Source organism: Pseudoalteromonas sp. NFXS39 (genome assembly GCF_040148775.1).
Classification (GTDB): domain Bacteria; phylum Pseudomonadota; class Gammaproteobacteria; order Enterobacterales; family Alteromonadaceae; genus Pseudoalteromonas; species Pseudoalteromonas apostichopi.
This window is the reverse complement of sequence record NZ_JAGDEC010000001.1, coordinates 384,036-406,909: the sequence shown is the minus strand read 5'-3', so window position 1 is coordinate 406,909 and position 22,874 is coordinate 384,036. Positions and strand designations below refer to the sequence as shown.

Sequence of the window (22,874 nt, the reverse complement as noted above, 5' to 3'; positions counted from 1 at the left end):
TGATGTGATGGAAAAAGTATCAAATTTAACGCAAGCCGCAACGACTGGGTGGATGACAAAGCTGTATAAAAAACTTGTCATAGGTGCATTCAACAGTATAGATACTGGACGTATTACGCTCATTGAAGGTAATCAAAAAGAGCATTTCGGTGATTTGACAAGTGATTTGAACGCAACGGTTACAGTGAATGATGCTGCGATGTATAAGTCATTTGCTTTATCTGGCAGTGTTGGTGCTGGTGAGGCCTACATTCTTGGTTATTGGGATTGTGACAACCTCACTAAACTTATTGAAATATTTGCCCTTAATCAAGATCAACTAGATGCCTTTGAGAAAAAATTTGCTTTTTTAAGTGGTATTGCGCACAGACTTAATCATCTTAAAAATAAAAACTCAGCCAGCGGTTCGAAAAAGAATATTGCAGCGCATTATGATTTAGGTAACGACCTATACAGTGCATTTTTAAGTGATGAAATGCTGTATTCTTGTGCAGTGTATCCTTCAAAACAAGCCACCCTTGAACAAGCCCAATCTCATAAGCTGGCATTAATTTGTGAGCAAGTTGATTTACAGCCAGGTGATTCTGTTATTGAGATTGGCACAGGGTGGGGCGCCTTTGCGATTTACGCTGCAACACATTTTGATTGTCATGTTACGACTACGACGATTTCTGATGAGCAACATGCTTATGTAGAACAAAAAGTTAAAGAGCTAAAACTTGAGGATAAAATCACTTTACTGAAGCAGGATTATCGTCTGTTAGAAGGTAGATACGATAAGCTTGTGTCAATCGAAATGATTGAAGCAGTAGGTCATGAGTACTTACCAGGCTTTTTTGCTAAATGTCAGTCTTTATTAAAAGACAGTGGTGCAATGCTTATCCAAGCAATTACCATCGCTGATCAGCGTTACAGTCATTACCTAAAGAACTCAGACTTTATTCAGCAATATATCTTTCCAGGTGGCTGCCTGCCTTGCTTAGATGAAATGAATAAGCAAATAAAGCAGCAAACAGACATGGTCGTGCATAGTGTCAAAGATATTGGTGTTCACTATGCAAGAACCTTGGCTGATTGGCGTGAGCGCTTTGTTGCTAGTTGGCCTGAAATAGATAAAGTGAAATTTGACCAGCGTTTTTATCGCTTATGGCTATTTTACTTAGCTTACTGTGAAGGAGCATTTAGAACTCGCGCCATCAGTACCGTTCATTTAGTTGCCCGTAAACCGCGTTTTGGCCATTCTGGCGATGATATCGCGCTCAATTATTAATTTTGCGTTGTTTCAAGGAGTTTGGTTTATGGCCTTACTCCTCGAACACAACTCTCTGATACCCGCTTTAGCTGTTGTAGCTGTGATGATTTTTTTATCAACGCAGCGAAGACAAGATATTTGGCTAATTTTATGCGGCTTACCGCTTGCTTTAGGCTATGAATGGCTAGCGAGTAGTTTTAATTTACTCGCTTTTAAAGAGAGTCCCTTTCCCTTATGGCTTGCTGTACTTTGGACTGCGCTACTTCTAACTATTAATACTTCGATGAAATTTCTACAAAAGTTGCCTTGGTATATTGGCTGGGGTGTTTGCGCGTTATTTGCTCCAGCCAGTTACTATGCTGGGATGCGCTTTGAAGTACTTAACACACAATTTGCTATTTGGCAGTTTTGGCTTATTTATGGTTTAGGATGGGCGAGCATGTTTATGATTATCATCACTATTAATAAGCGATTTTTAGCGTCTAAATGATCAGTTCAGTTATGCTTTACGTAATGATTAATAACACAACTTTTAGGATTTATTGATGTATCAGTCACTTAAATTATCCTTGTTTGCTGCGTTATTTTTTTCAGCAGGGGCTATCGCAAACGGCTTTAAAACAGTAGGACAAGCCAAGATGGAGTATCTATTTTGGGATGTGTATAACGCCAAACTAGAAACGCCAACGGGTTCGTATCAATTTGGTCAGCACCCCAGCAAGTTAACACTTACCTATTTACGTGATTTTGATGCAAAAGACATCGTTAAAGCAACCAACGAGCAATGGCAACATTTAAAGCTCAATGACATGGTAGGTGTATACGACGAACAGTTATTAGCCCTTTGGCCTGATATCAAAAAGAATGATTCGCTGTCGTTTCGTACGAACGAGCAAGGCATTGGTACTTTCTACTTTAATGACAAGAAGTTAGGTCAGGTTGGTGACAATAAATTCGCTAATAACTTTTTAGCAATTTGGTTAAGTCCTGACACTTCTGAACCATCACTTCGAAAACAGCTTATTGGAGGGAAACATGATTAAGCTCAAAGCACTTTTTATTTTTGCTATGGTATTGTTAATTACCAGCTGCTCTGCGCCAAAGGTTGATTATTATCAAGGCACAGAACCTAAGTTTGACTTTAAACAGTTTTTTAGCGGAAAGCTCAAAGCCTACGGCGTTGTTCAAGACCATAAAGGTGAATTAACTCGTAAGCTGGTTGTCGATATGAAAGCAACTTGGGATGGCAATCAGGGAGTGATTGACGAGCAATTTGTTTATGATGATGGCGAAACGCAAACGCGTATTTGGTATATCACCATCAATGAAGATGGCAGTATCACAGGTACAGCCTCAGATGTGGTTGGCGAAGCAAAGGGTGATAGTAATGGTAGTGTGTTCCACTGGACATATTCTGTCGAACTTCCATATAAAGATAGTACTTTAGTGGTGAATTTCGATGATTGGATGTACTTGGTAACACAATCACGCTTGATAAACCGTACCGCTATTGATAAGTTTGGCTTTGAGGTTGGGGAAGTTACCTTAGTTATCGAGAAAATTGAATGATGGTTTGGCTATCATAAAATTTAGTTATGGAAGTTAAATTAAGTCTTTATTAATACTGATGTCACTAACCTTGTGATTGATAGTTAAATAGTAGTCATTTTTGAATAAATTACGTAAAAATAGCAATTTGCTGTTGCTAACTTCTCAAAAATGCATAAAGATAGGTTTTGCGAAGGCAAAATAATAACGAATAGGAATCTAACAATGAATAAAGCTCAATTAGTTGAAAAAATTGCTACTGATGCAGAAATCTCAAAAGCGGCAGCAACTCGTGCACTAGATGCATTCACTGGCGCAGTTACTAACTCTCTTAAAGAAGGTAACTCAGTAGCATTAGTTGGTTTCGGTACTTTCTCAGTAAAAGAGCGTGCAGCGCGTACTGGCCGTAACCCACAAACTGGTGCAGAAATTCAAATTGCGGCAGCAACTATCCCAAGCTTTAAAGCGGGTAAAGGTCTTAAAGACCAAGTTAATCCTTAATAGGGTAACTTACTATTTATTGAAAAAAGGGCTTATAGCCCTTTTTTTGTGTCTGTAATTTAATCGCTACTGCGAAAAAGACTTACGCCTTTAACGCTTTATCACCACGACCAATGCCAACTGCACCTGAACGCACTACCTCAATAATATCGGTTTCATGACGCAGGGTATCAAGGAAAGATTCGATCTTTTCAGTACTCGCTACAAGCTGCAGAGTGTAGCTGTGGCGACCCATATCTAAAATAGCACCTTGAAATACATCTGCAACACGAGTTACTGCTGCACGAGTTGTCTCATCTTGGGCAAATACTTTAACTAGCAACAGCTCACGTTCAATATGCGCCATTTCGGTTAGATCAATAATCTTGAGGACATCTACTAACTTGTTCACTTGCTTGGTGATTTGTTCAACGATACGATCATCACCCATAGTGGTAATGGTAATACGCGACAGAGAATGATCGTCAGTCGTGCCAACAGTAAGGCTATCGATGTTGTAAGCGCGCTGTGAAAATAAGCCAACAATGCGCGATAACGAGCCAGGTTCGTTTTCTAATAAGATTGATAAAATACGGCGCATTATGCTTTTACTCCTTTACGTAACCACATATCATCGACTGCCCCTAGCTTTATTTGCATAGGGTAAACATGTTCTTTCTCATCTACACAGATATCTAAAAATACTAACCTGTCATTTATAGACATGGCTTTTTCAATAGCAGGTTGTAGCTCATCAATATGATCAACGCGAATACCTATATGACCATAGCTTTCAACTAATTTTACGAAATCAGGAAGTGATTCCATGTAAGAAGATGAGTGTCGACCTGAATACATCATATCTTGCCATTGACGCACCATGCCCAGAGAGCGGTTATTCAACGACACAACTTTTACTGCTAAATTGTATTGTAAGCAGGTTGATAGTTCTTGGATGTTCATTTGAATTGAACCATCTCCAGTCACACAGATTGACTCTTTTTCAGGGAAAGCAAGCTTCACGCCCATTGCCGCAGGTAAACCAAAGCCCATAGTGCCTAAGCCACCAGAGTTAATCCATTGGCGTGGGTGTTTAAACGGATAATACTGAGCTGCAAACATTTGATGCTGACCTACATCAGAGCTGATGTAAGCATCACCATTGGTTGCCTTGTAGATTGCTTCGATAACCGCTTGTGGTTTGATTTTATCGCCATCGGTGCTGTAGCTAAGGCATTTTTGTTCACGCCAGCTAATGATCTGACGCCACCAATCTTCTTGTGCAGAACGATCAATTGAAATAGAGCTTTTATCAATCGCCGTTTGTAACTGTTCAAGTACAGTTTGTAAGCAGCCAACAACTGGGATGTGCGCTTTGATTGTTTTAGATATTGAGGTTGGGTCAACATCAACATGAACGATGGTGGCATTTGGGCAGAATTTCTTAACATTATTTGTTACCCGATCATCGAATCGAGCACCTAAGGCTAAAATAACATCAGCATTTGCCATGGCTTTATTTGCTTCAAGGCTACCGTGCATACCTAACATGCCAATAAAGTTAGGGTGCGTACCGCTGATGCCACCCAGACCCATCAAGGTATTAGTGATCGGTGCGTTTAATGATTCAACCAAGTGAGTTAGTTGCTCAGAGGTGTTTGAAAGTATGATGCCGCCACCTGAATAAATAACCAGCTTTTTAGCTTCTAATATAGCGCTAACAGCTTTACGAATTTGTTTTGAATGACCCTTGGTATTCGGGTTATAAGTTCTAAGCTCAGTCGTTTTTGGAAACTCAAACGGAAACTTTAATTCAGGGTTAAGCATATCTTTTGGTAGTTCAACCACAACCGGGCCAGGGCGGCCTGTACTGGCTAAATAAAATGCTTTGGCTAAGATTGTTGGAATATCTTTTGCGCTACGACAGTTATAACTGTGCTTTACGATAGGGCGAGAGCAACCAACGATATCAGTCTCTTGGAATGCATCATCACCGATTAAACCTGTAGGAACTTGGCCTGAAAGTACCACCATAGGAATAGAGTCCATGTAAGCAGTAGCAATACCTGTAACACAGTTTGTTGCACCTGGGCCTGAGGTTGCAAGTACAACACCAACTTCACCAGTCGCACGGGCATAACCATCAGCCATATGAGTAGCAGCTTGTTCGTGGCGTACTAATATATGCTCAATATCTTCTTGTTGAAATAACGCATCATATAAATCAAGGACAGACCCGCCAGGATAGCCGAAAATATACTTTACATTCAATTCTTTAAGTGCCCGAACAACTAGTTCGGATCCATTATATTCAGTTGTACTCATCCTCATTCCTCTATCTGTGCAGCATAAATGCATAAAAAAACCCCCGCATAAGGCGGGGGTTTTTTAAAAAGCGTGCTTTCACCTTTTAATAGCCTCCCGCTGGGCTTGTAACTAAGACCAGTACGAGAACGTTGACGACTAAAAGGTGGCGGCGAATATTCATTATTTTTAATTTCTTCTAAAAACAGACAGCAGACTAAATGTTTGCTGTTTAAAAAATGTTAGTAGTATTTTTAAGTGTTTTAGAAACTGATGTCAACCGCAAAAGAGTGTTTTTGCATTAATTTTTCCATATTTGATTTTTATGTTGGTTTTTTTTGCATCTGTATTTTGTTTATCCTGATTTTGATGGTGTAACTATGCATTGAATCGTTCGTGTAGTTAATTAATAACTCTACCAATAGATAATGCATTTTCATGTCTGAAATGCATAACTTAGTCACTTTATAAGAGATATTTATTTAGACACCCATTTTAATAAAAAGCTTCTTTAAATTATCTCAAAACATGACACCCAAATTAATTTCTAACAGCAAGCGGTCATTTAGTAAGATGTAAGTCGAGGTCAATAAATTATATAGACTAAGAGGTTTTGTACTATTTGATGGGGACTCTTAAAAAAAGCAATCCAATATGATGGCTTTATTTTTTAAATTGTGCGTACAGGGTAACTCTATTTGTAAAGAAGGGTTCGCCTCCAGTTTGCAAGGAAGCTTAGTTTATAAAATAGAAACTCAATGCCTAACATGCAACTAAGCAAATAAAGCTAAACTATTTGTAATCGAGCTTCTTCGCTGTCGCTTCATGCGATTTGTATATGCATTGATAGCTCTCTCTTTACCCGCTGCATTTTTGAATGATTTTGTAAATGAGGTGGTGAGTATAAGCCAGTTGTCAGCACAGATATTTAATCGTTCTAAGATAGGTAGTGCGTCTTTAGGTATTGCACCGGGTTTACCCTTTTGTATTGAGCGGCCAGTCCAATCAACGAGCTGCAAATATGTTTTAAGCTCAAATGGTAAGCCTTTAGACATATGATTATGTGGCTTACTAGCAAAACGCATCAATGATTTGGGTTGTTTGTCTTTTTGAGCTGATTTAATGCGTGTTTTTATACTTGTATAATCAGATCGCTCTGGTAAATCAGCCACTTTTACTCTTACTGGGTTTAAGTCAACGTAAGCAAGGCAAGCTGCAAGTGCGGCTTCATCTAGCAAGGCTTGCGATTTAAAGCGACCTTCCCAAAATCGCCCTTTGCACTCATCTTCTTGATTGGCCTTTCGTGCAATGCTCTCATTAAGCACACGCATAAACCAACTAATACTGCTGAGCCTTTCTCGATATATATTTACTCTGATATTCACCGCTGAAAGCTCTGCTTGTGTTAGTAATTCGCCATTTAAGAATCGTTGACAAAGAAAAGTGCTTTTAAATAACTTGTGCCACCTAATCAGAATAGCTTTATTATTTAGACGCTTAGCTTTTGCTATATCAATGTGTAGAACCAAATGAGTATGATTACTCATAACTGCATAGGCACAAACATCAATACAAAATATTCGACCGAGTTTGAGTAATTTTTTTTCTACCCATTCGCGCCGGTGTTCATAAGAACGACCGGTTAGTGGGTCTTGACCACACAAATAAGCACGACGAACGCAGCGTGAAATACAGTGGTAGTAAGGTGTGTTTGAAACGCTAATTAAGTTTCTACGAGGGGTTGCCATGCTCTTCTCCTCCATGAGTTGAACAATCTAAGTTTAGGCACAATTTTTAGGAATGTGAAATATTAAGTTGGGTGTCTTGTTTTGCTTTTCTTATCTTGATAAATAAAAGTGGGTGTCTGATTAATTAGAGGTAATAAAAAAGCCAGTCTGAGACTGGCTTTTGGTAGGGGGTTTAAGGGTTATGTTGTCATAAGCCCTAAACAATTGTTCTCTTATAGTCGCTCAATTACAGCTTGAGTGAAGTCTGTAGTGCCGTGGCTGCCGCCTAGGTCACGCGTTGTGCGGTCGCCTGTTTTGATTACATCAGCAACTGCGCTGCGGATGCGCTCTGCAGTGTCAGCCATACCTAAGTGCTCAAGCATTTGGATAGATGCTAAGATCACTGAAGTTGGGTTAGCAAGGTTTTTACCTGCGATGTCTGGAGCACTACCGTGTACGGCTTCGAAGATAGCTGCATCTTCACCAATGTTTGCACCAGGGGCCATACCAAGACCACCAACAAGACCTGCACATAAGTCAGATAAGATATCACCAAATAAGTTTGTAGTAACAATTACATCAAACTCATCAGGAGTCATAACTAGTTTCATACATGTTGCATCAACAATCATTTCTGTTGATTCGATTTGCGGGTAACGCTCAGCTACTTCACGTGCAACTTTTAAGAATAAACCAGATGTTGATTTAAGGATGTTAGCTTTGTGCACAGCCGTTACTTTTTTACGGCCTTCACGTACCGCTAACTCGTATGCAAAAGTTACGATCTTTTCTGCACCTTCACGGGTGATTTTAGACATTGCTTCTGCTTCGTTACCATCTTCAGATACTACTTGACCAAGGCCAGAATACATACCTTGTGTGTTCTCACGAACAGTGATGATGTCGATATCGTCGTAACGAGCTTGTGTACCTGCGAATGATTTAACAGGACGAACATTAGCATATAGGCCAAACTTTTTACGCAAAGTTACGTTGATTGAAGTGAAACCTTCACCAACTGGTGTAGTTAATGGGCCTTTTAAAGTGATCTTGTTACGCGCGATTGTGTCGATTGTTTCTTGCGGCAGTAACTCACCAGTTTTTTCTAGGGCAGCAAGGCCAGCATCAACGAATTCATAATCAAAATCGCAACCTGCAGCTTCAAGGATCTCAAGTGCTGAATCAATAATGCTAGGACCAATGCCGTCGCCTTTGATCACTGTGATGGTTTGTTTAGCCATTTACTTTTCCTATTTATGAGTAGATAAACACGTAAACTCGTCGCGAAATAGCATGCGATTTACTTGTTAGAAGGTTTACGTGAATGTGTTTGAAAATTTAAGCGGCTTTTATAGCAATTTATTCAGCTTTTTGCCAGTTTATCCTGTGAATACTGACTATAAACAGACTAAAGTTCATATTTATTTAACGTTTTCGCACTTTTTAACAACACACTCTAAAAATTGTCTGCAAATTCACAGTTTTTGAGATATGCATAAAAATCTGCTTTTGATTGCCAACCAGCAGCCAATAAACTATCGGAAATAATTTGCTCTTGCCAACTACTAAACAGGGCTTTTGGTTGGAAAACATAATAAGTAAAAAGCTTAATTGCGACCCAATGCTTTTCGTTGATATCAAGTTGCTGTTTTTTATGTTGCTCACTACCTAGTAAATGCTGAGTCCAGCTATTGTCGCCAATCAGCTGATTTAAATACATCGTCAGAGGTTCTGGGTTTAATTGACTAACACCAAATAAACAAGCCAGTGGCGGGCTTATTATCTGTTCTTCGGCTTGTTCAAAAATGGTTTTACGTGAAAGGCTAGTTGCTTGATGCTCGCAAAGGAACAAAACATAGGCATATAACGGCAAAGCAACCTGTTCAAATTGAATTGAGTCGATGTGTTTAAATAGCGCCTGGATAATTCGCACCATATTCTCAAGGCGCTTAGATATATGCTGAAAAAGCGGATGAGAGGTGGTTGCAACTAAGCGTTGAAATAAGACTTTTTGAATAATCGCAGGGGCGTTATCGTATCCGACCATAGATAAACAATGGCGTAAGTCTTTAGCTCTTTGCTGCTCTTTATTATAGGGCTTAACGGCAACAGTAAGCTGCGTAATCAATTCAGGGTAGGGGCTTAAAAGCTTATCTAAGCTACGGTAGCTGTATTCTTTTGATACTTTTAATGTGCTAATTAGCTCTAAATATTGCTGTCTACGTTGCTGATTTAAAGGCTGTGGCTCGGCAAAATTAATGTTTTCACTAAACCATACGGTGTATAGCAAACGAGTATCTTTACAAAGTCTTTGTTTGTCAAAAATAGTTAAGTTTGCTTTAAAGCGGTGCCAGCGAATTTTATCTGGGCAACTGGCATCAACTAAAATATGGCGGCCATGTTCATCTGTGGCTAAATAGATAAGCACCTGCTCTGCGTACTTTACTTCACTTGCTGGAATATAAGGACCAATATGAGCAATCAATGCTTTTATAGCACTTTGAGCAAACTCGTTCGGAGTGCGCAAGTAGATATCAGCCATAGCTTTGTGCATACTAATATGACCACCCGAATCGCGATAAGTCGTATTCATAGCAATAATATTAGCTAGAGCTACTAGGGTTGTTGCACCATCGTAAATCATAATTTTTGGTGCGCTTAATAGTGCTTGTTTATATTTGTTTAAACGAGCTAATAAATGCTGAATAGAAAGCGTATGTGGGCCTGAGTCTTTGAGTAGTTTTGCGGCTAATTGATGACGACACTGCCAAAGCTTTTTATCTTGAGCTGTGAGTGTTTGGCCTGCGGCTAATTTATTGCTTTGTGATTGCACACATAGGTAATTGGCTAAACAACAGCTAATTATCTGTTCACTAATTGCTTGGTTGTAGTTAAGGCTGTGGCATAAAGTACAGGCAATAACACATTGGTTTACGACTAAATTGGTCGTGTAGCCGTGGTTCGCAACATACAAACTTAATTGCGCTTGCATGCCTTTTGGGCAGGCTTGATATAGTAGATAATACCGCTCGGCAAGATTACTTAGTATAGGGAAAATTTGTGACCATTTTTGCTTTTGATGATAAAGCTTGAGTAACTGGTGCGTACTATCAAATAAGCGTGCCAATTCTCGTGGCGTCACGTTTTCCATCATAAGCTGTTAGGTTTCTTGTTGATAGCTTTCATAGGCACTTGGTCCCCATAATACCAGCTGACCATTTTTAAAAAGTAGGCCTGTGCATTCATCTATAGTGGTTATCCCATCAGATTTAACATGCTGAGTGCGATAAAAAATAATTTGCCAAACATTGTCCTCAACTCGTTTAGCATAGGTTAGATCGGGGCTACCTAAATAATCAAGTACAGCATTGAGGTTTTCGGGCTTATCAATAGATAGTTTCGCGATATAGCGTTTATTAAAAGCTTCACGGTCTTGCCAAATCATAGCTTGCGGATCATCTTTATAAAAAGTGATCACTAGGGTTGCTATCAGTGCATAAACACCTAACCCAAGTACCAGATATTGGAAAACCTTTTTAAACATGTGTAACTCTATAAAACTAACGCGAATTTTCAGTATACGCCCAGTTAGCAAACTGTGCTACGAGATTGCGACTAATTGAGCCTTAACTGCTTTAAACTAAAGCCTAAGTTAATATCGGTACGCAGCATGACAAGGTTTTTTGATATCACAAACATGTCCATACCAGCACTAAGCTTACGTTTTAGTGTTGGGTTTAAATCATCGTCATTAATAGCTGCTTCAATCGACTCATAATCATTTATAAGTTGCTGCGCTGATTTGTTACCAATGCCTTTGACCCCAGGTATATCATTGGTTTTATCACCTGCTAAGGCCCAAAAATCAGCGAGCCGATGCTTGGGTACATTAAAACGCTGCTTTATATCTTCAACGTCAAGATATTGCTTTTTAAAGTAATCATATATAGCTATTTGCTCAGATAAAAACGGTAAAAACCCTTTATCTGTAGAGACGATAGTAGAAGGTACATTATTAGTCGCAGCTTTATGAGCAAGGGTAGCAATTATATCGTCTGCTTCGTCATTATCTGGTGAGAAAATCACAATGCCCGTTTCTTCAATTGCTTGTTTAAAGCGTGATAAGTTTTGTTTGAGGGTATCGGGCATCGGTGAACGAGTGCTTTTATATGCTTCAAAATAGTGATAACGCCAGCTTTTTTCACCATCAAACACTGCAATCGCGTGAGTAGCATTCGTTTGCTGGCGTAGTTTTTTGCAAGCATGTGCCACGCGGGCACAGCTTGCTTTTATCATATGTTCTTCACTGTGATGACTCTGATTACTATCAACAGCATAGATGCGTCTAATAAGATTAAGCGCATCTATTAAAAGTAATTGGGTTGTCACATAGGCTCCTATTAAGCTTTGATCTCATAGCAAGGAATATATCTACTGCCTGGTAACTTCATGCGGCCTTGCTCAACAAATGCTGCCAGTAGTTTATCCATATCAGCCATAAGTGCAGGCTCACCACTTAACACAAAGCGGCCATGCTGTTTGATGGCTTGTAAGCCTTCGTCTTTAACGTTACCAGCCACGATGCCTGAAAACGCACGGCGTAAATTAGCAGCTAATTGCTGAGTTGGTTGATCTAAATGTAGATCTAAGCTCGACATATTAGCATGAGTCGGTGCAAACGGTTGTTGGAAATCATGATCGATTTTTAGCGTCCAGTTAAAGTAATATGCATCACCTTGGCTTTTACGATAGTCACGTACCTCGACCATTTTATCTTTTAATGTTTTACCAACACGCTCTGGATCGTCGATTATCACTTCAAACTTATCAAGTGCCGCTTTACCTAATGTTTTCTCGATGAATTTACACAGCTCAATAAAGTAGTTTTCACTTTCTTTAGGGCCTGTAAGGATTACTGGTAAACATTGTTTTTCGTTATCTGGGTGCAGCAGAATACCTAAAAGGTATAGCAACTCTTCAGCGGTACCTGCACCACCTGGAAAGATAATAATGCCATGAGCGGTGCGAATAAATGCCTCTAAACGCTTTTCGATATCAGGCAAAATAACCAACTCATTTACTATTGGGTTAGGTGGTTCAGCGGCAATAATGCTTGGTTCAGTTAAACCTAGGTAACGGTTGTTAGTAATACGCTGTTTAGCGTGGCCAATGGTGGCACCTTTCATTGGGCCTTTCATTGCACCAGGGCCACAGCCGGTACAAATATTTAATCCACGGAGGCCAAGCTCATAGCCAACCTGTTTGGTGTATTTGTATTCAACCTCGTTAATTGAATGACCGCCCCAGCATACGATCATACTCGGGTCACTATTAACTCTAAGTGCGCCTGCGTTTCTGAGCATATCAAAGACCATATGAGTGATGGCTTTTTGTTCTGTTAGGTCTTTTTCATATTTTTGACAAATAAACAGAATATCGCGAATAACCGAGAAAATATGTTCATGAATACCGGTAATAATTTCGCCATCAACAAAAGCGGATTCGGGTGGGTTTTCAAGTTCAATTTTAATACCACGCTCTCGGCTTAATAAGCGAATATCAAAGTCTTCGTATTTATTGTAAATTTCTAAGCTTGAATCGGTGTGGCTGCCCACATTGAGAACCGCAAGCACACAGTTCCTAAATAATTTATAGCGCTCGCTGGTGGATGATTGTTCGAGTAGATCAACTTCTAGTTGCGATAGTAAATCCAGTACACCTGTAGGATTCAGTTGTTTTAACATAAGCACTCTCCCGGCTCGTCAATGAGCCTTTATCATTATGTGTCAAAGACCTCACATACTAGATGAGGCCTTTATTTGCTAATGCAAACTTTATTTCGTCCCTCGTTCTTGGCTTTGTATAATGCTTCGTCGGCACGGTCAAAGGCAATTAGCGGGGTATCACCTTTTTTCAACTGGGTTGCACCAGCAGAAATAGTGATTTCTACTTGCTTATCTTTGAATTTAAACGGAATACTTTGAATAGTCTTGCGCAGCTTTTCTAGCGGCACTGTCGCTTTTTCAATCGCCATTCCACTCATTAGTAATACAAACTCTTCGCCCCCGTAACGGGCAATGAAGTCGGATTTACGAATTGATTTTTGTAATGCTTTGGCAATCACTTGCAGTGTTTTATCACCAGCACTGTGGCCATATTGGTCATTGATTGATTTAAAGTGGTCAACATCAATCACTACAAATGTGATGTCTGATTCCTGCACATTAAATAAGTTGAACTCATGATTGAACCGCTCATCGAACGCAGAACGATTTGGTAACTTCGTTAGACCATCCAGTAAACTCTTAAAGCGTTGTTCATTAAGGCGCTGCTTGTAGGTCGAAAGCTTGCTTTCTAAATGACTAATACGGTTGTTAATATCGTTGAAGCTGGCAAGTAAGTTCTCGCGCTCCGTTTGTTCTAGCTTTTCTTTAGCGATTAAATCATCACTTAATGATTTTAACTCTTCTTCTACTAGCTCTTTAAGCGAAGAAATAGATGTAGCCTGCTGTGTTTGCGTATGCAAGTTTTTAATCTTGTTTTCGATTTGTTTGTTCAGCGTATCATATTCGGCGCTGAGAGATTCTGAGTGTTTACTAGTAGAAACAATTGAATGATGTAAATCTTCAATGGTCTGATTTAAAGAAATCAAAAAGCTCTGAGCTGATTGCCGCTCTTTACTCATATTGCGTGTAACGATGCTAATTATATTCAACGCAGAATCAAGTAGGTCGTCAACACTGTCATTATGGGTGATTTTGCTTTTGATGCTATTTATTTGCTCGGCACTTTCTTCCTCGAGCACTAAGTCATTAGCAAGAGATAAAAGTTGCGTGGCAAGTTCAGGTTTGATTTGTGCTTCAGCTTTGCTTGTCGTTGCAAGTTTGGCTTGTAGAGCTTGATGATAGATAACCACTAACTTTGAGAGTAACGGAACAAAGTCATGATTAGACTGAATATTATTTAATTCGTGGTCGAGTAAATATCGCAGCGAACGACGGGCATCATCAGGCAGACCTCTCACTTTTTGTAGCTGCTTACCAGCGTCAGTGACACTATCATTCAGTTCGCGTTGAAGTGCCATTTGCTTAGTTTCCTGGTGTTTTAACAGGCCAAGCACATCATCTATTAGCGGTGAAAGTAAATCGAAATTTACACCTTTTTTTAAAGCATTTCTAAATTTAGCCAATCGATTGTCTAGTTCAATGTCTAGTCCCTTACAGCTGAGTGATAGTTTCGCTGCAAATTGAGAAAGGACTTCAACTTGATGTTTGCGCGCATCTTCGACCACTGCACGAGCGTCGATCGCTTGCTTTAGCTTTTTATTAAGAACATCATGCTGTTGCTGCACCAAGTAATACCGCCATCAAATTTCAAAAATTGCTATACGATAAGTTTACAACAAATTAATACGAAATGTAGTTTCCAAGTCAAAAACTTAGCTATTTTGTCTATCAAACTTGTTGCAATGGTTGTTTATCGGTTTTTAATTCACATTTTTTCTCGCAATTGTTAGTCTGTTTTGCAATTTTGATAGTAATAAAAAGAGTTGTTATGAAAAAGTTTTTGGCAATGTCTATCTTGGCGGCCTGTTCTAACAGTGTGTTTGCAGATGTAAACTACTCACTGTCTATCACTCAGCCAGAGCACCATCTAGGTAATGTAAGTGTTGAGTTTCCCCAAACCGCACAAGCACATTTAGATATTAAACTTCCAGCTTGGCGTACTGGCCGTTATGAAATTTTAAATCTTGCCAATGGAGTACGCTTTTTCGAAGCAAAAGATGATGACGGTAAAGCATTAGAGTGGGAAAAAATTGACCACAGCACTTGGCGTGTTCATCTAAACGAGCCAACTCAAGTAAATGTAGATTACCAAGTATACGCTAACGAGCTAGGTAAACGCGCTCGTCATATTGATGACAGTCATGCATTTATTGATGCATCTGGCTTTTTTATGTTTAGTGAATCATTCCGTCAAGACCCTGTGACTGTAAAACTAAACGTACCAAAAGAATGGCGTTCAGTGTCGGGGATGGAAAATGCGGGTTCTAAACATAGCTTTAAAGCTGCAGATTACGACATTTTAGTTGATTCACCAATCGAGAGTGGTATCAATGAGTTACATAAGTTTAGCGTTGATGGTCGTGAATACGAACTAGTTATCTGGGGTGAAGGTAACTACGACGTAGATCAAATGCTAACCGACCTTAAAAAGCTCGTTACAACTGGCAATGTAATTTGGGATAGCTACCCATATGAGCGTTACGTATTTATGGTACATGCAACGTCAGGTGCCGGCGGTGCAACAGAGCATTTAAACTCAACAATTATACAACGTCCTCGTGATCGTTTTGGTTCTCGTAAAGATTATCTTGCGTTTATCAGCACCGCAGCACACGAATTTATTCACACTTGGAACGTAAAAGCGTACCGCCCTAAAGGGATTGCACCGTACGACTACACGAATATTAACTACGCGAAAACATTATGGATTGCAGAGGGCTCAACCAGCTACTTTGAGGATCACTTAATGGTTCGTGCAGGTATTGAAACAACGGATGAGTTCTTAGGTACATTAACCAAAACAGTTAATCGTCACTTACAAACACCGGGTCGCGAAGTACAAAGCGCAACTGAAACTAGTTTTGATAAGTGGATTAACCAAGGCGGCGATCATGCACGCAACTACAGCACCAATATCTATTTAGAAGGTTCATTGATCTCAATGGCGCTTGATATTGATTTACTAGAAAAGAGCGACGGCAAAATTAGTTACCGCGATGTTCACCGTGCACTTTACAACAAACACCGTTTACCAGATGGTTTTACGCCTGATGATGTTAAAGCGATTTTAAAAGAGCTAACGGGTCGTGATTACAGCGCATGGTGGCAAGCGAATGTGGATGAGCCAGCAGCTATCGATTTTGATTCACTACTTGCAAAAGTGGGGTTAGGTTTAATTCGCCCAGAAGGTGCAAAATCAGTACCTAGTATTGACTCGTTCGCTAAAAACAGCGGTGAGTTATTAACCTTAACTCATGTTCGCCGTGGCGGCGCTGCATGGCAAGCGGGCTTAACTACAGATGATAAAATCGTCGCGTTTAACAAAAAGCATGTTGGTAAAGATTTAACAGCCAGCCTTGAAACGTTTAAAGCAGGCGACACAGTGACTGTTGATTTCATTAGACGTGATGCATTGCAAAGTACGACACTGACACTTAGTGAAGACTTTGATAAAGAGAAAAAGGTACAAGCATTAAAAGATGCAACACCAGCTCAAATGGCATTGTTTAAAGCATGGATGGGCGTTGATCACCCAAACCTAGCAAAATAACTCGTTAATGGTTTTTGATTGGTAAGAGAGGAGCTGCGGCTCCTTTCTTTTTGTTTGGTGTTTGTTGCGCTTTTATAAACTGCTTAGTGTATTTTGCATTTTGTAGAGTGCTTTGGAGTTGCTGCTTTTTTCGTCGCCAAAACGATTTTTTAACTTTGTCTGTTCGGTCTCGAATATCGCTTTGTGGATTATCGGGTTGTGATACTGGGTAGGGCAGCAATGAGTATCCATATACGCCGGTTTCCCAAACATGCTGTAAATCACAATCAACGGGGCGGCCAAATGTGGCTGTGGCCTTTAAAAGTGATTTTGCACCTTCCAAACTAACAGCAGTTGCACAGCAGCCAGACATAAGCTTTTTATGAATGACTAAATGCTGCTCATCAGCGAGTTGTTTTGTGAAAGCAATGTCGCGATTGCGGTCTTTGTAAGCAGCCAATTTTATTAGCTGCCAAGGCTGTTTTAATGTATTAATGTTGTCAATTGCACTGTGAATAGAGCGGTCGAGAACAAAGTCATCTTCTAAAATAATGGCGTAATCTAATTGCCTATCGACAATGGTTTGCCATGCTTTTCTGTGACTTAAGTAACAGCCAATTTCACCTTTGCTCAATGGCTTATGATATTTTTTTAGGTTTAAATCAGCACTATAGTGCTTGGCTATCTCTTTATCAGACAGCTCTCTTCCATCAATTGCATCAAGGCGTTCAAATGCCAAATTCTGTGCGTTGAGCTCATGGCTTACACGGTTTAATCGTTCAGTAGAGCTTGCTAAGTTGATTACAAAAATAGCGGTCATTATCGTTACCTGATGGTCAGTTTGAATCAGGCTAACAAGCTTTAATGACGCTTGGGTGTCAGAACTATTTCGCTTTTATGTCAGGGCGAGGGGTATTTAAAATCACTTTTTTTTCTTGCTCGGATAAAATGATCCAATCAAAAATTTCATCATTACTGCGGCCACAGCCAGTGCAAAAGCCATTTAAGCGATGACATTGGCCGATGCAATCTGTTTTGAATTGGCTGGTTGGTTTTTTTGAATTTGTCATAGTGATGAGAAGGCTATTGTCTATTAGCCTTCAAGGGTATTTTATTTGCCTTCAACGGGTTTACCAATTTCAAGAGTGGTAGACCAAGGCTGTTTACGCGATAAGGTTTTACCCGAATGAATCGAGATAACAGGGTTGTTTTCGTCAAGCACAAACGTGGTGCGTAACGATTCTGCAGACTCTTTTTGTGTTTGATGCCAATTATTACCTGCTAAACAAGCTTGGGTAAAATTAACCGCACGGGTGTGATCGGCCACAGCTTGCTGCTGTTGCTCATAGTTGCCTACACAACGGTAGGTGACATTGTCTTTATCAAGCGCCGTGATTTGACAGTTATCAGCAATAAGGTTGTATTTTGCTGTCCATGTTTCCATGTATTTAGTATTTACACGGCTACGTTTTAAGCCTTCAAAGCGGTTGTCGTAAGCACCTAATAGGGCGTTGATTTTCTCGCAAGGGGTTAAGTTATCAATGGCAACTTGTTGTTCAGTTGTTAGTCCTGTACAACCTGTTAAAACAAGGCCAGTTAGTAAGGCGACGAGTGGCTTTTTCATATCAGGCTATCCTTTTAAATAGCAGTTCCTTAAACGTTTTCTAGAGGATACCTAAGCCCTTGTAAAAATGCTAATAAAGATTGGCAATTACAATGCAAAATGCCCTCACAAAGGAGGGCATTTGGTTATATCTTGTTGTATATTCGTGAGCTTACATCTTAGTTTTACCGGCAATATTAGTTACTTTTACAGAGCCAGAACCATCACTTAATAGTTCAAAGTTTGCCGCAGAATCAACACGAATGCTTCCAGAGCCATCTGAAACGACAACATCACCGGAAATATCATTTAAATCGATACCGCCAGAGCCGTCGTGTACTTCAATATTGCCCTGTGCTTTTGCCACATTAATATTGCCAGAGCCGTCATGAATTTTAATATTACGGCTGACATTACGAACATCTATGCTGCCAGAGCCGTCATTGATTTCTAAAGTGCCTGTAATGTCATTAGCTGTAATTGAACCAGAACCATCGTTGATTACTGTATCAGCTACATGGCTAATAATAATCTCACCAGAACCATCGTGCACATCGACATTAAATGAATGCGGGATCGCAACAGTTAAATCAATGCGAGTTTGCTTGTTGGTATGGTGTTCACATTGTCCTGCACCAAGTGCGGCATTATTGCCTTTAGCTTCAAGCGTTAAGCAGTATTCATCGTGCGGCTGTTCTTGATAAATTTCAGCTTTAACGGTTACTTCATCACTGTCAGTGCCTGTAATGTGCAAAAAACCAGAGCCAGCTTCGACTTTCAAAGCACTTAATGATGCTGCATCTAGCTTAAGGTTTTTGGTTTCTTGCAGAGGCATTTCACCCCAAGCAAATGTTTGGGCTGATAATAGGCCTGCGGCAATAAGCGAGAGTGTTTTTACTTTACTTAACATGGTTCTTCCCTTTCATATTTGAGATGTTTTTAGCTTAGTCGCAGGTGCTGGTACAAAAGGTTTAAACAGTTTATAAACTTTTAAAAAAATAATGCTTCTTAGTTATTTAATATCCAGCTTTTTTACCGTTAAAAGCGTTAACTCTGCCGTAAAAACATATCATTATTTTTTCCTTTTGCTAACTTATAGTATTTGCCCCCAAGGAATAATAATGAAAAAAATAATCTTCCTAAGTAGTTTATTGTGGATCAGCTTTTGTGCTTGTAGTGAGGAAACTGAAGTAACCTTAAACGCTTATGCTGCAGGGTATGTCGCCAACTTTACTTGTAGTGCCACGTTTAATGCTGACAAAATGACTGAGCAAATCGTTACAGATGAACTCACGGGGATTTATCCTTTAATCGCAGACACGGTAAAAACACTGCAAGCAAATATTGATACCAAGCATAGGCGAGTCACTGTCGATTATGATAAAGATAAGCAGCGTATATCAGTGTGGCGTCCGCGTTTAGGTTGTGTTGATTTGCCTGTTGGAGCTAGCCTAGAATCTGCATCACTTGTGCAATCTCCGTTTAAAGAAAACCTAGCTGATCTAAAGGATGATGGTAAGCCATGGCAAACGCTAAATGGTGTTAATAAAACAACGGGCAATAAGGCGCTTGATGAGGTCATTGCTCAGGCTTTTACTCGTCATTATGGCGAAGGCGCACGTACTTCAGCTATTTTAATAGCAAGCCCTCAGGCGATTTTAGCAGAGCAATATAAAGCAGGCTTTACCCCAGAAACCGCACAGCGAACTTGGTCTGTTGCAAAAAGTATTGGCGCTAGCATCATTGGTGTGGCAGTAGAGCAAAAGCGACTTGATGTAACTAAACCAGCGGGGCTTGAAAGTTGGTCTCATTCGCTTGATCCGCGTGGTGAAATAACTCTTGAAAACTTACTTCATATGGCATCAGGCTTAGATAGTAATAAAGCGGGCAACCGGACAGATCGGGTTTATATGGGGGGCGGTTTAGTGTCTGATACTGCAACGCATACTTCGTTAGAAGTAAAGCCTGGCAGCCGCTGGAAATATGCCAATAACGACACCATGTTAGCGCTTCGCACTCTAAGAGAAACTTTCAAAGATGAAGCGAGTTACTTACGTTATCCGTATGAAAACTTGCTCGATAAAATTGGCATGCAACATACTTTTTTAGAATCTGACTGGCAAAGTGACTTTATTTTGTCATCGCAAGTGTGGACTACCTCACGAGATCTTGCTCGTTTAGGACTGTTACACCTAAATAATGGTCGCTGGCAAGGTGAGCAAATATTACCAAAAGATTGGTTAAGTTATATTAGTAAACCAGCACCTGCGCAGCCCCCAGAAGCTGCACCTGGATACGGTGCGCAGTGGTGGCTTTATAACGAACGCTTCCCAGAATTACCAAACGATACTATCGCAGCGCGAGGCAACCGAGGTCAATATTTGGTGATTATTCCAAGCGAGCAGCTAGTTATTGTTAGGCGAGGGTATGATCTTGCGGGTCTTAAAGGCTTTAGTGAACATGACTTTACTCGTGATGTTTTAAAAGCACTTAGGCAATAAGATTTAAGATGCACCTGAAAAGGTGCATCTTAATGTACTTCATTTACTTATGGCGGCCTTGTAAGCAACTCACCACATCGGCCAATGATAAGCCTTGGCGCTGTAATAACACGGTTAAGTGATACAGTAAGTCTGCCGATTCATTGGTTAATTCATCGTTATCATGTTTCATAGCTGCAAGGGCAACTTCGACACCTTCTTCCCCCACTTTTTGGCAACTACGGCTTAAGTCTTTTGCAAATAAAGACGCAGTGTAGCTTTTGCTTGGGTCATCATTTTTACGCGAGACAATAACTTGTTCAAGCTCGGCCAAAAACGATAAGCTAGGTTTTGCATCATCGCCAAAACAGCTTTGTGTACCCAAGTGACAGGTTGGGCCAAGTGGGTTTGCGAGTACTAATATAGAGTCGTAATCACAGTCGGTGTGCACCGAGACAACTTCAAGGTAGTTTTCTGATGTTTCGCCTTTAGTCCATAAGCGCTCTTTAGAACGTGAGAAAAAGGTTACTTTTTGTTTGTCGAAAGTGGCAGCTAATGCGTCTTGATTCATAAAGCCTTGCATTAAAATAACCCCAGTGCGTGCGTCTTGCACAATAGCTGGGATCAATTCGCTTTTGGCAAAATCGACTTGAGTAAGAGTGTCTTTGGTTAATTGCATAGTCTTGCCGCTACATTATTATCGATTAAAAATTGTTTTAGTTCGCCAATATCAATGACGTTCTTGTGAAATACGCTGGCAGCGAGAGCACCATCAACTTGGCTTTGCTGAAATACATCAACAAAGTCTTGCATTGTCCCTGCGCCACCCGAAGCAATTAGTGGAATATCGCACAGTGCACGCATTTTTGATAGCTGAACATTGTCGTAGCCTTTACGCACGCCATCTTGGTTCATGCAATTAAGGACGATTTCGCCAGCACCTAGGTCTTGCACGCGCTTAACCCATTCTTCGGTTTTGTAGCGAGTACGGCTTGATGCATTTGGATCACCCGTTAACTGGTACACCAAATACTCATCAGTTTTTTCATCATAAAAACTATCAATACCAACAACTACGCATTGTTTACCGAACTCATCGTGTAATTCTTTAATTAGCTCTGGGCGAGCGATAGCTGGGCTATTAATACTGATTTTATCTGCGCCACGTTCTAAAACACGTGCCGCATCAGCAACAGATTTAATGCCACCAGCCACACAAAATGGAATATCAATATGGCGCGCAATGTTCTCTACCCAATTTACATCAAGTAGACGCTTTTCGACGCTGGCACTGATTTCATAAAAAACTAGTTCATCAGCACCCGCATCGCTGTATGCTTTTGCAAGCTTTAAAATATCACCAACTACTTCATGACCTTTAAATTTAACACCTTTAACGACTTGACCGTCTTTAACATCTAAACAAGGAATTATGCGTTTTGATAACATGCTAACGCCTCCTCAACATTAAAGGCACCATCGAGTAATGATTTACCTAATATAACACCGCCAACGCCAAGTTTTTTCAGCTTTGCAATATCATCAAGTGAGCTTACACCGCCTGATGCTTGAACTTTAATCTCGCTATTGTGGTTAGTTAGATCTTCATAAAGTGCAAATGAAGGGCCTGTCATCGTGCCGTCTTTACTGATGTCTGTACACAGAAAATCAATTACACCGAGAGCTACGTAAAAATCAACAAGTTCGAACAAACCAAACTTAGATTCACTTAGCCACCCATGTGTCGCTGGTGCCCAGCCGTTTTCCGTTTTATTTACATCAAGTGCTATAACGAAGTGCTTTGCACCAAATTTTTCAATCCAAGCTTGTACTTGCTCGCGCTTTTCAACGGCCATTGAGCCAATCACGACTTGGTTAGCACCGGCTTCAAGCCAGTCGGCAACATCTTGCTCAGAGCGAATACCGCCACCTACTTGATAAGGCACATTAAGCGCTTTGGTTGCCGCTTGAATATGCTGCCACTGTTTTTTATTTGGATCGCGCGCACCTTCTAAATCAACGAGGTGTAGTTTACCTGCGCCGCTATTTGCATACTCTTGTAAGCGTGCGCTAAGTTCGTAAGGGTAAAATTGTGCTGTATCATACTTACCTTGATATAAGCGCACAATTTGGTTTTGTAATACATCGAGTGCTGGAATTATCAC

At 40.2% G+C, this 22,874-nt stretch carries 23 protein-coding genes; 7 read left to right on the top strand and 16 right to left on the bottom strand.

Annotated features, from left to right (window positions below; translation table 11 throughout):
* Nucleotides 1-7 precede the first annotated feature (7 nt).
* The 5 genes from J3455_RS01795 (at nucleotide 8) to J3455_RS01775 (ending at nucleotide 3,301) form a co-directional block, all read left to right on the top strand.
* Nucleotides 8-1,270 carry an SAM-dependent methyltransferase gene (locus tag J3455_RS01795; RefSeq protein WP_250662182.1) on the top strand — a complete coding sequence of 421 codons (1,263 nt, stop codon included), beginning with the start codon at nucleotides 8-10 and terminating at the stop codon, nucleotides 1,268-1,270.
* Between the two features lie 28 nt (nucleotides 1,271-1,298).
* A complete protein-coding gene (locus tag J3455_RS01790) occupies nucleotides 1,299-1,742 on the top strand; it encodes a DUF2878 domain-containing protein (protein WP_250662181.1) in 444 nt (147 codons plus the stop codon).
* 55 nt (nucleotides 1,743-1,797) lie between these two features.
* On the top strand, nucleotides 1,798-2,295 hold the full coding sequence (locus J3455_RS01785; RefSeq protein ID WP_256853891.1) for a chalcone isomerase family protein: 498 nt from the start codon (nucleotides 1,798-1,800) through the stop codon (nucleotides 2,293-2,295).
* Nucleotides 2,288-2,821: a DUF3833 domain-containing protein gene (locus J3455_RS01780; RefSeq protein ID WP_348708892.1), complete on the top strand. Its 534-nt coding sequence runs from the start codon at nucleotides 2,288-2,290 to the stop codon at nucleotides 2,819-2,821. Before J3455_RS01785 ends, J3455_RS01780 begins: the two co-directional genes overlap by 8 nt.
* A gap of 204 nt (nucleotides 2,822-3,025) precedes the next feature.
* On the top strand, nucleotides 3,026-3,301 hold the full coding sequence (locus tag J3455_RS01775; protein ID WP_036972004.1) for an HU family DNA-binding protein: 276 nt from the start codon (nucleotides 3,026-3,028) through the stop codon (nucleotides 3,299-3,301).
* Nucleotides 3,302-3,383: 82 nt separating this feature from the next.
* Here the strand turns inward: J3455_RS01775 and ilvN are convergent, their stop codons facing one another.
* From ilvN to J3455_RS01730, 9 genes are all read right to left on the bottom strand, one after another.
* On the bottom strand, nucleotides 3,384-3,881 hold the full coding sequence (gene ilvN / locus J3455_RS01770) for an acetolactate synthase small subunit (protein ID WP_130052656.1): 498 nt from the start codon (nucleotides 3,879-3,881) through the stop codon (nucleotides 3,384-3,386).
* On the bottom strand, nucleotides 3,881-5,605 hold the full coding sequence (locus J3455_RS01765) for an acetolactate synthase 3 large subunit (RefSeq protein ID WP_130052655.1): 1,725 nt from the start codon (nucleotides 5,603-5,605) through the stop codon (nucleotides 3,881-3,883). Before J3455_RS01765 ends, ilvN begins: the two co-directional genes overlap by 1 nt.
* Before the next feature lie 752 nt (nucleotides 5,606-6,357).
* Nucleotides 6,358-7,332 carry a transposase gene (locus J3455_RS01760; RefSeq protein ID WP_167657544.1) on the bottom strand — a complete coding sequence of 325 codons (975 nt, stop codon included), beginning with the start codon at nucleotides 7,330-7,332 and terminating at the stop codon, nucleotides 6,358-6,360.
* Nucleotides 7,333-7,544: 212 nt separating this feature from the next.
* Nucleotides 7,545-8,552: an isocitrate dehydrogenase gene (locus J3455_RS01755; RefSeq protein ID WP_130052654.1), complete on the bottom strand. Its 1,008-nt coding sequence runs from the start codon at nucleotides 8,550-8,552 to the stop codon at nucleotides 7,545-7,547.
* A 215-nt stretch (nucleotides 8,553-8,767) separates the two neighbouring features.
* On the bottom strand, nucleotides 8,768-10,453 hold the full coding sequence (locus J3455_RS01750) for a hypothetical protein (protein ID WP_349560871.1): 1,686 nt from the start codon (nucleotides 10,451-10,453) through the stop codon (nucleotides 8,768-8,770).
* Nucleotides 10,454-10,471: 18 nt separating this feature from the next.
* On the bottom strand, nucleotides 10,472-10,855 hold the full coding sequence (locus J3455_RS01745; RefSeq protein ID WP_054563904.1) for a DUF3192 domain-containing protein: 384 nt from the start codon (nucleotides 10,853-10,855) through the stop codon (nucleotides 10,472-10,474).
* A 71-nt stretch (nucleotides 10,856-10,926) separates the two neighbouring features.
* Nucleotides 10,927-11,700, bottom strand: coding sequence for a flap endonuclease Xni (xni, locus tag J3455_RS01740; protein WP_130052652.1), 774 nt, complete (start codon nucleotides 11,698-11,700; stop codon nucleotides 10,927-10,929).
* Between the two features lie 11 nt (nucleotides 11,701-11,711).
* Nucleotides 11,712-13,055 carry a nucleotide 5'-monophosphate nucleosidase PpnN gene (gene ppnN, locus J3455_RS01735; RefSeq protein WP_130052651.1) on the bottom strand — a complete coding sequence of 448 codons (1,344 nt, stop codon included), beginning with the start codon at nucleotides 13,053-13,055 and terminating at the stop codon, nucleotides 11,712-11,714.
* 71 nt (nucleotides 13,056-13,126) lie between these two features.
* Entirely contained in the window at nucleotides 13,127-14,662 is a 1,536-nt protein-coding gene (locus J3455_RS01730; protein WP_349560869.1) for a GGDEF domain-containing protein, read from the bottom strand.
* Between the two features lie 203 nt (nucleotides 14,663-14,865).
* Between J3455_RS01730 and J3455_RS01725 the strand changes: the two genes are divergently transcribed.
* Complete coding sequence (locus tag J3455_RS01725) at nucleotides 14,866-16,647, top strand: M61 family metallopeptidase (RefSeq protein ID WP_349560867.1); 1,782 nt, start codon at nucleotides 14,866-14,868, stop codon at nucleotides 16,645-16,647.
* A 4-nt stretch (nucleotides 16,648-16,651) separates the two neighbouring features.
* On the opposite strand, the gene J3455_RS01720 is transcribed toward J3455_RS01725, so the two are convergent.
* From J3455_RS01720 to J3455_RS01705, 4 genes are all read right to left on the bottom strand, one after another.
* Complete coding sequence (locus J3455_RS01720; protein WP_256853887.1) at nucleotides 16,652-17,446, bottom strand: glycosyltransferase family 25 protein; 795 nt, start codon at nucleotides 17,444-17,446, stop codon at nucleotides 16,652-16,654.
* A gap of 64 nt (nucleotides 17,447-17,510) precedes the next feature.
* Complete coding sequence (locus tag J3455_RS01715; RefSeq protein ID WP_167657549.1) at nucleotides 17,511-17,696, bottom strand: DUF1289 domain-containing protein; 186 nt, start codon at nucleotides 17,694-17,696, stop codon at nucleotides 17,511-17,513.
* Between the two features lie 41 nt (nucleotides 17,697-17,737).
* A complete protein-coding gene (locus J3455_RS01710) occupies nucleotides 17,738-18,250 on the bottom strand; it encodes a hypothetical protein (RefSeq protein ID WP_256853886.1) in 513 nt (170 codons plus the stop codon).
* Nucleotides 18,251-18,401: 151 nt separating this feature from the next.
* Nucleotides 18,402-19,139, bottom strand: coding sequence for a DUF4097 family beta strand repeat-containing protein (locus J3455_RS01705; RefSeq protein ID WP_349560866.1), 738 nt, complete (start codon nucleotides 19,137-19,139; stop codon nucleotides 18,402-18,404).
* Nucleotides 19,140-19,350: 211 nt separating this feature from the next.
* Here J3455_RS01705 and J3455_RS01700 point away from each other — a divergent pair, with 211 nt between their 5' ends.
* Nucleotides 19,351-20,730: a serine hydrolase domain-containing protein gene (locus tag J3455_RS01700; protein ID WP_349560864.1), complete on the top strand. Its 1,380-nt coding sequence runs from the start codon at nucleotides 19,351-19,353 to the stop codon at nucleotides 20,728-20,730.
* 43 nt (nucleotides 20,731-20,773) lie between these two features.
* Here the strand turns inward: J3455_RS01700 and hisIE are convergent, their stop codons facing one another.
* Genes hisIE through J3455_RS01685 form a run of 3 tightly spaced genes read right to left on the bottom strand, consistent with a single transcriptional unit; the run spans nucleotide 20,774 to nucleotide 22,874 of the window.
* A complete protein-coding gene (gene hisIE, locus J3455_RS01695; protein WP_130052642.1) occupies nucleotides 20,774-21,388 on the bottom strand; it encodes a bifunctional phosphoribosyl-AMP cyclohydrolase/phosphoribosyl-ATP diphosphatase HisIE in 615 nt (204 codons plus the stop codon).
* Nucleotides 21,379-22,158: an imidazole glycerol phosphate synthase subunit HisF gene (hisF, locus tag J3455_RS01690; RefSeq protein ID WP_167657553.1), complete on the bottom strand. Its 780-nt coding sequence runs from the start codon at nucleotides 22,156-22,158 to the stop codon at nucleotides 21,379-21,381. Before hisF ends, hisIE begins: the two co-directional genes overlap by 10 nt.
* Nucleotides 22,140-22,874 (bottom strand): 1-(5-phosphoribosyl)-5-[(5-phosphoribosylamino)methylideneamino] imidazole-4-carboxamide isomerase, encoded by a 735-nt coding sequence (locus tag J3455_RS01685; protein WP_167657554.1) that lies wholly within the window; start codon nucleotides 22,872-22,874, stop codon nucleotides 22,140-22,142. The genes hisF and J3455_RS01685 overlap by 19 nt, the downstream gene beginning before the upstream one ends.

Excerpts from the sequence above, each read along its gene's own strand:
- hisF (WP_167657553.1), bottom strand. The coding sequence starts at position 22,158 with ATGTTATCAAAACGCATAATTCCTTGTTTAGATGTTAAAGACGGTCAA.
- J3455_RS01720 (WP_256853887.1), bottom strand. The coding sequence starts at position 17,446 with ATGACCGCTATTTTTGTAATCAACTTAGCAAGCTCTACTGAACGATTA.
- J3455_RS01795 (WP_250662182.1), top strand. The coding sequence starts at position 8 with ATGGAAAAAGTATCAAATTTAACGCAAGCCGCAACGACTGGGTGGATG.
- hisIE (WP_130052642.1), bottom strand. The coding sequence starts at position 21,388 with ATGCAATTAACCAAAGACACTCTTACTCAAGTCGATTTTGCCAAAAGC.
- J3455_RS01755 (WP_130052654.1), bottom strand. The coding sequence starts at position 8,552 with ATGGCTAAACAAACCATCACAGTGATCAAAGGCGACGGCATTGGTCCT.
- J3455_RS01715 (WP_167657549.1), bottom strand. The coding sequence starts at position 17,696 with ATGACAAATTCAAAAAAACCAACCAGCCAATTCAAAACAGATTGCATC.
- J3455_RS01745 (WP_054563904.1), bottom strand. The coding sequence starts at position 10,855 with ATGTTTAAAAAGGTTTTCCAATATCTGGTACTTGGGTTAGGTGTTTAT.
- J3455_RS01710 (WP_256853886.1), bottom strand. The coding sequence starts at position 18,250 with ATGAAAAAGCCACTCGTCGCCTTACTAACTGGCCTTGTTTTAACAGGT.
- J3455_RS01765 (WP_130052655.1), bottom strand. The coding sequence starts at position 5,605 with ATGAGTACAACTGAATATAATGGATCCGAACTAGTTGTTCGGGCACTT.
- J3455_RS01790 (WP_250662181.1), top strand. The coding sequence starts at position 1,299 with ATGGCCTTACTCCTCGAACACAACTCTCTGATACCCGCTTTAGCTGTT.
- J3455_RS01780 (WP_348708892.1), top strand. The coding sequence starts at position 2,288 with ATGATTAAGCTCAAAGCACTTTTTATTTTTGCTATGGTATTGTTAATT.
- J3455_RS01760 (WP_167657544.1), bottom strand. The coding sequence starts at position 7,332 with ATGGCAACCCCTCGTAGAAACTTAATTAGCGTTTCAAACACACCTTAC.
- ilvN (WP_130052656.1), bottom strand. The coding sequence starts at position 3,881 with ATGCGCCGTATTTTATCAATCTTATTAGAAAACGAACCTGGCTCGTTA.
- J3455_RS01725 (WP_349560867.1), top strand. The coding sequence starts at position 14,866 with ATGAAAAAGTTTTTGGCAATGTCTATCTTGGCGGCCTGTTCTAACAGT.
- ppnN (WP_130052651.1), bottom strand. The coding sequence starts at position 13,055 with ATGTTAAAACAACTGAATCCTACAGGTGTACTGGATTTACTATCGCAA.
- J3455_RS01775 (WP_036972004.1), top strand. The coding sequence starts at position 3,026 with ATGAATAAAGCTCAATTAGTTGAAAAAATTGCTACTGATGCAGAAATC.
- J3455_RS01705 (WP_349560866.1), bottom strand. The coding sequence starts at position 19,139 with ATGTTAAGTAAAGTAAAAACACTCTCGCTTATTGCCGCAGGCCTATTA.
- J3455_RS01700 (WP_349560864.1), top strand. The coding sequence starts at position 19,351 with ATGAAAAAAATAATCTTCCTAAGTAGTTTATTGTGGATCAGCTTTTGT.
- J3455_RS01785 (WP_256853891.1), top strand. The coding sequence starts at position 1,798 with ATGTATCAGTCACTTAAATTATCCTTGTTTGCTGCGTTATTTTTTTCA.